The following is a 12,834-nucleotide window of genomic DNA, read 5'->3' on the forward strand; positions in this document are numbered from 1 at the left end:
CTCTTCCCTCTCCTACGTTTGGAGGGAACCCTATGCAAGACAACATACGTAATGACCTAGAGCAGATGCTCCGTGAGCTTGACCAGGAGCAGCAGCAGGCGCGCACGATCAACGGCATTCCCCACATCGAAGCCAACCAGGAATACGACCGCGAGCGCCGCTTGTATGACATTGAGATCCACATTTATCCCAAGGAGGGACCAGAGCCAGAAGAGCCAGCCAACACGGTTGAGAGTTCCCTACCAATCGGCCAGGAGCCGCAACCACGAGGAAGAAAGTCGCTACAGTGGGTCAGAAAGCGCACACGCCCGCTTGGCCTCATGGCATGCGCATGTGCGCTTCTTATTGGTTACCTGCTGTTCGCGTTCCCCCTCTGGACAGCGACCACGACGGTCACAATTGTTCCAGTCACACGCACCATAGAAAGTCGCCTCATAGTGACCATAGGGAACGCCGACCCAGCCGACCGCCAGATACCAGGAAGGTTTCTGCCCACCATCACGATGAGCCAGGCACGTACCGGTGCCACTACCGGAAAGACCCACCAGGACGCGCAGGCTGCACACGGCTCCATCACATTTTACAATAGCGCGACCTATGCGCAGATGATACCAGCGGGAACGCTTGTCACCGCAGCGAACGGCATCCAGGCCGCAACCGATCAAGACGTAACTATAGGAGCGGCGAGCTACCCCACCTTTGGGCAGGCGAGCGTCAGCGCCCACGCTATAGTCGCAGGACCAGCAGGCAATCTCAAGGCAGGTGCGATCTATGGTCCCTGTTGCCGTGTCAACATCTCCGCAGTCAACGGAGCCTTTCGCGGAGGGCTGGACGCACGCGACTACCAGACCGTGACCCAACGCGACATCGATATAGTAGCTGAGGTCTTAAAAACTGGCCTTGACCAGGGCACAGAAGCGGCCCTGCAGGCGCAGGTGCAGGGCAGCGAGACGTTAGCAACTCCATTGCACTGTCAGCAGCGGGCCGATCCTGATCACCGACCCGGGGAAGAGGCAACAACGATCCATGTAACCCTGAACGAGACGTGCACGGGCATCGCCTACCAGACGCAACCGCTACACGCGTTGTTGACTCAGGCCATAAATGTCCAGGCGGTGAGGCAGCTAGGAGCTGGGTACGCGCCGAATGGTGACACACAGGTCACGGCCAAGGCACAAGGGACGAACAGAATACAGGCGATCGGAACAAGTAGATGGGTTTACCAGTTTACCCAGGCGCAGCAGGAACAAATAAAGGGAACTATTGCAGGCAAGAGCCAGGCCCAGACCAAGACCCTGCTGCTGGCCCAGCCAGGCGTACAATCGGTATCGTTCTCGGGGAATACCACCCTTCCAGACAAGCAAGGTATTCGATTTGTCATTGTCACCTTTTAGAACATGGAGCGAAAGTGGAGCATGCACATCGTCATAGTTAGGAACGCCTCGATAGGTATCGCATTCGGCTCGCCAATGAGCATGAAAAGCCAGCGAACAACAAGTAAACAGAAAGAGGAGGAGAAACATGATGCAGCCTAATCCTTCAGAAAATGCTACGGTAATTGTCCTGGGCTATATTCGGCGTTCCAGCGAAATGCAAAAGGACAACTACAGTATTGACGCCCAGAAACGGGCCATCCGAGAAGCAGCCACGCTACGCGGGCTACCAGAGCCGATCTTTTATGAGGATGACGAGCGAAGCGCCCATGGAGAACAGATCGCCAACCGCCCCGCTTTTAAGCGGCTCCTCGATTATGTGCAAGCCAATCCAGGAAGAGTCATCGTGATCGTTCATACTTTCGATCGTTGGTCTCGTAATGTGATGGTGACACTACAAAGTTTCCGTGTTCTCTCTCAATCGCGCACATCGTTCGTCTCGTTATCCGAACATATTGACTACAGTACGCCAGAGGGTATGTTACAGCTGACAATTCTGGCAGCGTTCGCGGCCTACTTCTCTGACATGTTGGCCAAACATACCAGCAAAGGAAAGGAAGAACGAGCTGCGCAAGGACTCTACAACGGAGATATTCCATTTGGATTCCGTTCAACAGGCCCAAAATCTCCACCAGCGTTTGATCCAGAGGAATACCCTGGTTTACGTCTGCTTGGAGAGCTTCGTATGAAGGGAGTGGAAGCAGAGAAAATAGCCGACAAACTGAATGAGGCAGGCTATCGCACCGGCAGCAAGCGATTTGGCGCAAGGCTCTTTACCGGTGATACAGTCACCGCGATGCTACGCAATGAGTTTTACGCAGAGTACGAACCTGGAAGCGGCTATGGGACGGTGAAATACAAAGATCAGAGGTTTCGCGGTCTGCACCCGGCAGCCTTTACCTACGACGAGTGGCAGAAAATGAGAGCCATTACCAAGTCTATGTATCGCGCAAGCGCTCGTACAGAGCAAGTGAAGCGCGTTTATGAATTCGCGGGCTACATCGCGTGTCTCCATTGCGCTTTACCTCTCCGTTGTGAAACTGGGAATACCAAGGATAACCCACGCGCCTACTATCGGGACGCGGCGAAGGCACGGCGTATTCCCTGCCCCGCTGGGGGGAATCTCATGGTGCGAGTCGATATGGTCCATACTCAGTTTGGCGATTTGCTCAAAAGCTTCTCGTTGCCGGAAAACTGGCGAGACCTCATACGCCGCGCCATGATGGCGAAGGCCTTTGCCAATACAGCCACTCCGGAAACCGCCGAGCGCGAAAAAGAGCGCCTGAGACTCAAAAAAAATCGCCTCCTCAAGCAGCACAGAGAAGGATACATTGAGGATGAAGAGTTTGAAGGTGAAATGGCGGCTATTACCCTCGCACTCAAAAAACTTGATGTTCCGGACGTGGGGGGAGTCACCTACGACGAGGTGATAGAAGCGGGTGAACACCTCCCAGGCATGGCCGCATTGTGGGATGTTGCCACCCCCGAAGAGCGATACGAAATGGTCACCATTCTCTTGGAGCCAGAAGGTTTATATTATGACACCGAATTGAAAATGATTGCCGCACTCAAACCACGCCCGGCATTCCTACCGATCTTACGTCTGCTTCAAGGAGTTTTTGAACACAAAGAAACCAGTGAACTGCTTGTAGCAATTCACTGGTCGAAGCGGAACCGACGGGATTCGAACCCGCGATCTTCTGCGTGACAGGCAGACATGTTAGGCCACTACACCACGGCTCCATATGGTTGTTCGTCGTCTCGATTTCGCTTGTTCGTTCGCGTCCTCTCGACGTGGATAATAATAGCAGACTCCTACTCTCTTGTCAAGCGTTTTTACCGGCGAATTTTGACGAGTTTTCAGGATGTCGCAAAAAACAACCAGCGTATGCCGGCGGGCGTGCCTGTTGAGGCTGTCCCCTTCCTTCCCAAGGGTCCGACCCACCACACTCCCACCGCACGACCAAGCGCGACACAGCCTGCCTTCAGCACTCCCCCCTCCCCCCGAGCGAGGCACGTCAAATGCGCCATGGCACGAGTCGCTCGCGTAAGGCGGTTCAGAATCCGAGTTCCTTCCTTCCTCCGCAGGCCTGATGAAGACCATCGTCGCGTCAAGCGCCCACGGCTCGCAACAACGCGTGCTGTGATCTTCTCCGGGTGACGTGGGTCGGTCGGGTGGTTGCCCATCAACGCTGATGCGTCACCGCTCATTTACCCGACCCACGTCACGTTCCCGGGGAAATCAGTACGTGAAGGTTTGGATCTGCGTATGACCGGGTGCAAGTGTCCACCCGGTCCTGGTAGATGGGTCGAGCTGGATACCGCGCTCGCTACGCGAGGCAAGCGGATTGCTGAAACCATCGGCAAAGTTGAATATAGAGAGCGTACGCAGCACCGTGCCAGTGGTGAGATCAACCAGGTCGAGTTGACTCATCGCGTTGCTGTCCGTTATTCGCGGTGTCGGGCTGCCAAATATTGAGTCGCCAGCCGGAGTGTAGTACGCAATCAGGGCGAGATGGTGCACTCCGTCCACAGCAATCGTCTGCGGAAACTCCTTGCGCAACGTGAAATTCTGGCCGCCGACGAGCGTCTGTTCGTCAATTTGCTGTAGGGAGGCGGTGCCAGGAATGTTGACGCTGAAGGAGGTATGTAAGAGCAGCCATCCGCTGCCGCCCTGCTGGTCGTCGGCGAAGGCGAGACCGCAGCGGCTGGTCGAGGAGGCAGAAGCGTTAACCTGTGAGCTGTCCAGGTTCACGTCCAGTACCTGCGCTGTGCCACCGCCGAAGCAGATCAGACTGCTACCCACATGGGCGACCTGTACATGGCCCGTGCTTTGGTCCAGGTCGAGCACGTTGTAGTAGTTGGCGCTTGCCCCCGCGGGGGAGTGTAGCTGGATTGTCGTGCCCAGGCTACTCGTTGTCAGGTCGAGCGGCAGAACCTCGTTGGCGTTGTCGGACTGGGCCCAGACCAGTAACGCAGCGCGGTGGCGCACCGGATCCACCCGACCACCAAGGAGCACATCCTGGCTGGACGTCAGGGTAATGGGCTTGCCAACCTCAGTGTTTGTGATGAGATCCCAGGTCTCTAACTGCTTCGTGTCGTTGCTCGTCCAGTGCGCTACCAGTACCCGGTGTAGCCCGGTGTCCACACCAATCACGGCGTACTTAGCGGTCGGTACGGTATCGCTGGTGACGGTCGCGCCATAGTTGCCTGTGGCTGGGTCGTAGCGAAGCACCGAAGTTCCGGACGCCTCGGTGACGACTGCGATTGAGTCAGGACCAGCAGAAGCAAAGTCTAGCACTGTGCCACCGTCGGGGGCGAGACCATCGTTAAAGACCAGAGCCGAGGATGGAGATGCCTGGCCGACTACCTGGCCGTGCTCATCCACCGGCAGCACCCGGAGATTGTACTGAAGTGAGCTGGCCAGGCCGAGATTGAGGGCGTTCAATTGTACGGTGCCCGAGGTCCCAGGCAGACGCTGGTAGATGACGGACCCGCTGTCGTAGCCGTCGCTATCGCGGGCGGTACCGTTCTGCGCCGTGAACGTATTGAGCGAGTTGTAGATCGTGGGCGCAGGCGCGGACACCTCAAGCATTGAGCCTCCGGCGCCGCGTATCTCGGTGACCGAGTAGTGCAGTGTGAAGGTGGGTGCCGCGTGGGTGACCACGACCTGGTGCCCTGGCGCCTGACCAGGGGCGGAGACGATTGGGGTGGTCGGGCGGTCAGTAGCGTCGAATCCGGCGACGCGAAGTGGCGCGAACTCCCCATATAGTGGGTAATTTGGGTTGTTGTCGTTCTGGATAAGTCCGACGCCGTACAATCCACCGCCGGTGGCGAAGGCGCTCGCCGGGATGGTGACGGTTCCGCTGGTGGCGGTCAACGAAGTCGACCAGGCAACGTTGAACAGCGGTGCGAGCACCGGGTTCCAGTGCCCAACGGTGGAGACCGCCAGCCTGGGAGCTTGGACGTTGCGGACACCGCTGAGATCGTAGTGGACGGTGACATCTTGCCCTGCATGCACCACCGGAGCCACAGTCGGTGCGGGAGCCTCGGTGAAGGTGCCGTCGCTGGCGCTCAGCGTCAGTGTGCGTGTGATTGAGGCTACCGTGTGATCATCGCGAAGGACATTGAAGGTTACCGTCAGGCTGCGATCTCCAGTGGACACGACCGGAAGTCCGGCGGCCGTAAGCAACTGCGTCGGAGTGACCCGAATGGACGGCGTCGCCGAGCGGAACCGGGTCGAACCAACCACCAACTGGTAGTCGTCCCCAGGCTGGGAGCCGACGAGATCGACGGCAAATGTGACTGGACCCACGAAGCCCTCACCGGTGGCTGTACCTCTCTGGTTGAGGGGGCCGGAGAGATCAATTGTGTTCTGGTCAGTAAACTCGATGAACGTGCCGCCCAGGCCGCCAATGTTCTGACGGTGCGCAACGGAGAGGCGGACCACCTGCGGGTTCTGGCTGTCCTGTGTCTGGGGAAGCAGGGACTCCACGGCGGCAGTGAGGTCGATCTGCGGGCCGACTTGAAGGGTGCGGTCGATTTGTGGGGGTGTGGTCACCCGGCGACCGGTGCGCTCTAGTAAAGAGCGGATCTGTTTGGGCGTTAACTGTTGCCCTGTGAGCAGTCCGACCTGGTGGATCACAGCGGCGGCGGCAGCAATCTCCGGTGCGGAGGCGGAGGTGCCGCCAGTAAGCACGACCGAGACGGACTGAGCAGTGCCTCTTTGGCGGTGCACGAACGCGATGATGTTGTCGCTCGGTGCGGAGAGGTCGATGCGGGAGCCGAAGCCGGAGGAGAAGTTGCCGCCACCACTGATCCTGGTCTCCACGACGGTGGCCGAGCCCGCGGGGCCGGTGGCCAGGGTGTCGTCGGTGGTGGTACCACCCGCAGCGATCGCGCCGGAGTCCTCAACTATGCTGGGGGTAGTGGAGGTCGCATCGTCGTTGATGTTTGTAGTCTGGGCCGGGACGTGGGTGACATCGGTCGGTGTGCTGCCGCCGTCCGGGCCTACCGAGGCCGGGGTGAAGAGGCGAGTCCCGTCGTTCGCAGCGATGGTAACCGTGATCCCGTATTGGTGTACGATAGTATAGATCGTGGATTGGATCAGCGGGTCGTCCTCAAAGTAGCGGCTGGCGAAACCGTTGACGTCAGTGCCGAAACCGAGACTGGCATTGATGACGGTGGGGCGCGGGGTCTGCCGCGCGGCGGCCAGCAGTGCCGTCGCGATTTGATCCACTGTTGGCTCCGTGGGGACGACAAGGCGGTATGAGGCGCCAGGCGCGATACCTAGCAGATCGGTAAGGCCACTACCGATGGCAGTGGGGCGCTGCTTGTCATGCGGCAGCGGGGCCATCACACCAAAGTCGAGCATGATTTCGCCGTCACTCGGGTCCTGGTTCTTGATGGAGCCGGTCGGATTCAGCGTGCCAGAGGCGTCCGCGGTCCAGGTGGGTATGAGCGGTAGGGACGGCAGATCCAGGTAACGCTGGCCGTTGCTGATAATCGTGGTTGGACCGTAATACTGGACGTAGCCGTCTCCGGCATCAGCCATCGACTGGTCGGTGAGGTCACCGATCGAGACATTAGTGACGATCTCGCCAGTGCCGGGCAACTGGCCGTAGCGGTCCATCAGTTGCTGGTATGCACCCATGGTATTCACACCACCAGCGTTGAGCCAGCTCTCTAGCGAAGAGGTGAGTCCGTAGTTGGAGGGGAGGGTCGCTCCAGACACGGCGTTTCGCTTGAACGCTGAGCCCTGTTTGGCCGCAGTGTCAATGAGAGAGGGGGGCAGGGGGGTGGGAGGCGTACTCATACCTGTAACATAGCGGTCGAGTTCGACCCGCGCGACTCCCGGGACGGTGGCGAGCCGAGCGACGGCTGTCGCAGGACCCTCCGTGCTACCAATCTCGACGAGCACCAGGTTGCCGCCCAGTTGGCGCAGCTTGGTGGCGTGTAGCGAGTCCAGCGTTTTATTCAGGGCGATGGATGAGGTTTTGGGGGAGTGTCCTCCGCTTGAGGTGACCGTGGTTCCGGGGGCTAGCTGTAACAACACCTGTCCGGGAACTACCTGGCCGGCCTTGGCATCTGCGCCATTGGCCTTGAAGGGCTGCCATGCGTTGCCGAGCGCAGGCTGACCGCCAGTGGTATTGCTTGGTACAGTCGGAGTTTGCGACGGTCCGTTGACCGAAGCTGCCAGGGCAGTGGGTGCAGAAGAGAATGCACACATCATGCCAAGCGCGAGCAGACACAGTATGCGATGAGTCGCACGTCGCGTCTGTCTCGTAAACAGAAAACGTCCTTGCTTAAAATACATGCTATAACGTTCTCCTAATCCAAAAATATATATGGAACGAGAAACTTCCTAAGGTGTACATGAAGATGTCTAGATGTACTTAACATCTTCATGTACACCTTAGAGGTGTTTCTAAATACCTCTATGCAAGTAACAAAGAAATTCGTGACCGCATAATATGTACTGGTAAGGATTTCCGCAATAATTTCGAGCATAAACGATTAAACTATTTTCTTAGAAAAAAGCTTATTCAAAGATGCGTTGGGAGAGTGCAATGACCATGGGAGAGTAATCTTTTTGTTCTCATAGAGATAGCAAGGAATGTATTTTAGCTTCTTCTGCGATGAACAGCGATACGAAGTTATGAGTTTGGAGTCACCATAGCTAAACACCTCTTCGAAAAGAAACTACAGCTTGCTTCCTTACGGGCAAAGTATACCTCAGTAAAACGAAGAAAGCAAGAAAGCGTCATTTAACTTATAACTTTTTACAGGAAACGGGCGGGAAAGCCCCGGTCTTTTGAAGCCTGTCTTTTACCCACAATTTACAAACAGAGGTGAAAAGCTAATTGAGCGCCCTCAAGCAGTGCCTGCAAGTGGAGCCAGCCCTTCCAAAGGGGTTTCCAGCCAGGAGGCCCGTCATTTCGACGCGCCAGGTAACCTCCCATGCGCGCAACCTCTGTCCAAAAGGTCTCAACCGTCATGGTGGAAGGCGAGAGACCAACGTGAGCAGCCAGGAGCGTGAGTGTTTCTGGCTCGATGACCTCATGGGCCGGGCTCTCTGGCGCTTGGCGGGAGAGATCACGCACTTGCAACAAACGCACGGCGAGAGGAGAGAGGATTCCCAGCAAGCTGATCAGGCGCTCGGCGCTTTGGACCTGCCGTTCTTCGATGCGACATCCTGTTTTGAGGCAATGGTGATAGTCCTCCACTCGCCAACGGGCGCGATACCATTCAACCCGTTGCCAGGCTTGCTCACAGGTTGTCCCCACCAGCGAGGTCAGCAGAATCCACTCGAGAGACTCTTCGCCTTCGGGGTCCCTTCTTCCCATACCCGAATGACCCAGACAGGCAAGGGAGGCGCGTTTGTTGAGGCGACTATCATTGCGTGGTGGCAGCAGTTCAAGAGCCGTCCCCGACACATACAACAGGGTGCAACGAGCCTGATGCCCATGCCGAGCAGGAAGATCAAACGGACGCACGTCCGAACTTGGCTGCGAACGGACCTGTTCAAAGAGATACCCAAGTGTTCCCCCCTGGGTTTGAACACGCCTATCTTGCGTCGCACGCGCGACAAACTGGGTATCGATGCTTTGGCAAACATGCAGGAACTCGAAGATATCGGCTCCACGATCTGCCACCTGCACCCGCACGCTCGATGCGGGAGAGGGGCCAATGTGCTGGACGCATTGGTACCAGATATCGGTTTCCTTCTCGCGCTTGCATCGCTGCGCTCGGGTTTCTCCTTTGGGAGCTGGAATACGAATGAAAGGGCGTTGATAGGCACACCCCAGTGCCTGCTGGCTGTCCGGTTTGACGGCCAGAACGGTTTGCAGGTACATCCCATGCCCATTCCCATTGCCGATTTCTCCCAAGCCGCTCATCTTGCGCCGATGGCTCAAATCCAGGTCGGTTGTATCCTGCACCAGCAACACGAGTGGCAAGGTATCCATGCGCTGGCGTGTCTGTTGCCAATGGGATTGCATCAGTGCATCAAAGGTGACATCAGGTTCATCGAGCAGTCGATACATGGCTTTTGCATCTTTCCAGGTCTGCGCCTGGGCTGGCAGCGAGGCAGCGGGATCCTCAGCCATGTGAACCGCTGTCGTCACGGCTCGCCTCGTGCGGCGCATGTCTTTCAGTTGCGCCTGTCCAAAGGTGGCTTCTGCCCATTGTTCTGGGTCCAGAATCTCTTGTGTTTTCATCTCTCCATTCTCTACGATTGTAAATTGTGGGTAAAAGACAGGTCATTGATGCCGGGGATGAATCGCCATCCCTTCGTGTGCGAGAAGGGAACAGGAGAAAGCATACCTCTAGAACTTGCGTTCTTCCGGTCTCTCTGGTAGAATAGACGTACAACGATTAGCCGCATGTGTGTGCTTGAAGGAGGAGCGAAAGTGCTGAATAAACGCCAGGGACAGCGCAAGCAGAAGGAACAGCAGGAGAAGCGACCAGCGACGCCCACCTTTCTGCTCGAACTGCCCCTGGTCGTCGATCCAGGACAAGCCGCACGCCTGCGCGCTCACCTGGAAGCGGCTCGCCAACTCTACAATGCCATCCTCTCTGAGGGGCAACAGCGCTTGCGCCGCATGCGGGCTACTCCCGCCTGGCAAGAGGCCCGTGCTCTTCCTCGCACCCACAAGGCGGAACGAGCAGCCGCCTTCTCCGCCTTGCGCAAAGCCCATGGTTTCACCGAGGCCGCCTTGCATGACGCGGTCAAAACCCTGCGCGTGGGTTGGATTGCGGAGCATATCGAGGCGGTGCTGGCGCAAACCCTGGCCACCCGCGCCTACCGGGCCCTCAACCGCGTCTGCCTGGGCCAGGCCAAACGCGTGCGTTTCAAGAGCCGAGGACGCGGCTTCTCCAGCATCGAGAACAAGCGTAATGATACCAGCCTGCGCTTTGTCCTGCAGTCGCCCGAAGCCGGAAACGCGGGCTATCTGCTCTGGAACGGAGACCAGCTGCCCGCTCTCATCGACTGGAAGGATGAGGTGTTGCGCCCTGTCACATAGTGCGCTATTCCCCATGATGGGGAGAGAATTGGAGAGGTATTCTCTAGGTCACGCGACTGACCTGGCGGCGAAAGCCAAAGGGGACCGTAGCATGTCGTGAAAGCGGTTAAGGATGAAAGCGTGAAATCCGACGTACCGCAAGACCTGTGGGCATGGTGAAAGCGAAACTGCCTGAATCCCAGACACCAGCGGTTTCATCCTTGACCAACCGTAGCACGCTTGAAACGGTTTCGGGATGTGTTCATTTGACCACCTCGTGTGGACACTCTCTCATCCTTGAGCGTTGGGTAATGAACCCAATAAAGGTGTTGAACGGGAAGCCTAAACCCACTAAACGTAACGCACGAACGGAACAGGGGATGGCCTAAAAGCCGAGAGGCTCATGGTCACGGAGTCTCCGTAGTAGTGCGCCCATGTGGCACAAGAATCTCTCTCACCCGTCGGGGTGGGTCCACTGAAGCAGTGTGGATAAACCAGCAACTTACTTTCGCTCGAAAGAGTCGAGGGGACCGTAGCATGTTGTATCAAAGGCGAGTGAAGTCCCAGTACCAGGGGCCAGAGGCTCGTCAGGTAAGTCGTGTATGGTGAAGACTGATTGTCTGAAGCCCAGTCAAGGCGGAACCGGGGCAGCCCACAGGAAACGGTACTAGCGCCTGTGTTCGACGTTGCCGGGAACGGTACTACTTCCCGACAAAGCTTCCGTCGGAGCCTACCCGTAAGGAACGGGAAAAGACGTAAAGGACACCTGGAGCACGAACTGAGATTCTTGGAGGCAACTTGGGGTTGCCCTAACCACCGCGAGGTGTATGGGTACAGAGGGACCGAAGTAGTCGCGGAAGTCACGCCCCGCCGGGGCCTGTGAGAAAGACACAGACAGGGCGAAGGGTCCCAGGAACTCGTCTCAGCGGCAGAGGTTGGCCTGGATGGGCCACACGATCTTTGCGCAACGAGGCAAAGGGTTCTGGAGAGCTACAGTGCCATGAAAGTGGCCCGCTGGGTTCGGGAAGAGACCGTTGGAAAAGGGCTGAGTCCAGGAAACCACCTGAAACATCAGGCAGGTCAGGACAGCATCAGTACCTCGCTGGCGGTCTACTTCATGTCGCAGGAGTCGCGTCCTGCCAGGAGGGTTGGGAAAGCCAGCCGTAGGGCGAAGGGAGACAGGATGAGAATTCCTCGCGGAAAGGTACGCGGAATGCGGATTGCCATATCCGAAAGGGAAGTTCTCACCCGGAGAGCCGGATACAGGGAAACCGGTATGTCCGGTTCGGGGAGGGACGGATGGAAAAGGGTCGCAAGGCACCTCGCCAGCCGTCTACTCCGCGTGACCCATGGCTTGAAGCACCGGATCAAGTATGCTCGCCTCATCCAACGTCCTGCCAGTAGCCCCAGAGCCGCCGGAGCCGATGCCCAGGGCTCTCGCTACGTGGTCCAACTGGCCCTTGAAGGCAAGCCCCACCACAAACCAAAGCACTCCATTGGCACGGGCACTGTTGGAGGGGATCTGGGACCCTCGACTCTGGCGCTCGTTCCCCAGGAAGGGGAGGCAAGCCTGCAGGTGTTCTGCGCGGAACTGGCTCCTGATGCCAAAGCCATTCGCCGTTTGCAACGGCAGATGGAGCGGCAGCGGCGAGCCGCCAATCCCGAGCAGTATGACGAGAAGGGGCGCATCAAGAAGCAGGGTAACAAGAAACTGCAGTGGAAGCACAGCAAGCGCTACCAGGCGACCAGGCGGCGAAAGGCCACGAAAGAACGCAAGCTGGCAGCCCACCGCAAGAGCCTGCATGGCCGCAAGGTCCATGAGGTGGTCGCGCTGGGCAGCACCATCATCATTGAGAAGATTTCCTACAAGGCCTGGCAGAAGCTGTTTGGCAAGAGTGTGGGACTGCGAGCCCCAGGGATGTTTGTAGACTTGTTGAGACGCACCGTTGCAAGCACGGGCGGCACCCTGGTAGAAGTTCCCACACGAACCACGGCGCTGAGCCAATGGTGCCATGGCTGTGGCAAGAAGGTCAAAAAGCCGCTCTCTCAGCGCTGGCATCTGTGTGCATGTGGCATTGGGCCCGTGCAACGTGACCTGTACTCGGCGTTTCTGGCGGCCTACCTCGATCCAGCAAATCCCACTCCCTCGTGTGCCCGATACCAGAGGTATTGGGAAGGTGCGGAGGCGCGCCTGCGAGCAGCACACGAGCGTACAACCCAACGCGCGAAAGAGGGGCAGGCTCTGCCCCGAAGCTTTGGCATTCCCAGAGCCGGAGCGCGTCTGCCCAAAAGTCCAGGTGAACCGACACTAGAGCCAGCCCTCCTGCTACGGCGAGGAAGGCTGGAAGCGTGGAAGGAACGCTCGGAACCCCCGCTGCTTTAGCACGGGGAGTCTT

General features: G+C 57.8%; 6 protein-coding genes, 1 tRNA gene and 2 pseudogenes. 4 read left to right on the forward strand and 5 right to left on the reverse strand.

Annotated elements, in window-relative coordinates:
• Positions 1-32: 32 nt before the first annotated feature.
• On the forward strand, positions 33-1,394 hold the full coding sequence (locus tag KRAC_RS11475; RefSeq protein ID WP_007907077.1) for a baseplate J/gp47 family protein: 1,362 nt from the start codon (positions 33-35) through the stop codon (positions 1,392-1,394).
• Positions 1,395-1,590: 196 nt separating this feature from the next.
• Positions 1,591-3,141, forward strand: a complete 1,551-nt coding sequence (locus KRAC_RS79445) for a recombinase family protein (RefSeq protein WP_420795795.1) — start codon at positions 1,591-1,593, stop codon at positions 3,139-3,141.
• On the opposite strand, the gene KRAC_RS11485 is transcribed toward KRAC_RS79445, so the two are convergent.
• From KRAC_RS11485 to KRAC_RS11495, 5 genes and pseudogenes are all read right to left on the reverse strand, one after another.
• Positions 3,103-3,176, reverse strand: a tRNA-Asp gene (locus KRAC_RS11485). The genes KRAC_RS79445 and KRAC_RS11485 overlap by 39 nt on opposite strands.
• Positions 3,177-3,675: 499 nt before the next feature.
• The gene (locus KRAC_RS75825; protein WP_244422022.1) at positions 3,676-5,598 is read right to left on the reverse strand and encodes a hypothetical protein; all 1,923 of its coding nucleotides are present in this window, start codon (positions 5,596-5,598) and stop codon (positions 3,676-3,678) included.
• A 456-nt stretch (positions 5,599-6,054) separates the two neighbouring features.
• Positions 6,055-6,807 (reverse strand): annotated as a pseudogene (locus KRAC_RS79450) (S8 family serine peptidase); the annotation flags it as partial.
• Positions 6,808-6,854: 47 nt separating this feature from the next.
• Complete coding sequence (locus KRAC_RS75835; RefSeq protein WP_244422027.1) at positions 6,855-7,019, reverse strand: hypothetical protein; 165 nt, start codon at positions 7,017-7,019, stop codon at positions 6,855-6,857.
• Between the two features lie 1,253 nt (positions 7,020-8,272).
• On the reverse strand, positions 8,273-9,652 hold the full coding sequence (locus KRAC_RS11495; protein WP_007907082.1) for an IS4 family transposase: 1,380 nt from the start codon (positions 9,650-9,652) through the stop codon (positions 8,273-8,275).
• A 192-nt stretch (positions 9,653-9,844) separates the two neighbouring features.
• Between KRAC_RS11495 and KRAC_RS11500 the strand changes: the two are divergent.
• Together KRAC_RS11500 and KRAC_RS11505 are read left to right on the forward strand one after the other, a co-directional pair.
• Positions 9,845-10,444 (forward strand): annotated as a pseudogene (locus KRAC_RS11500) (hypothetical protein); the annotation flags it as partial.
• 994 nt (positions 10,445-11,438) lie between these two features.
• The gene (locus KRAC_RS11505) at positions 11,439-12,821 is read left to right on the forward strand and encodes a transposase (RefSeq protein WP_007907085.1); all 1,383 of its coding nucleotides are present in this window, start codon (positions 11,439-11,441) and stop codon (positions 12,819-12,821) included.
• The last annotated feature ends 13 nt before the right edge of the window (positions 12,822-12,834 follow it).

This window comes from Ktedonobacter racemifer DSM 44963, from assembly GCF_000178855.1.
Lineage (GTDB): Bacteria > Chloroflexota > Ktedonobacteria > Ktedonobacterales > Ktedonobacteraceae > Ktedonobacter > Ktedonobacter racemifer.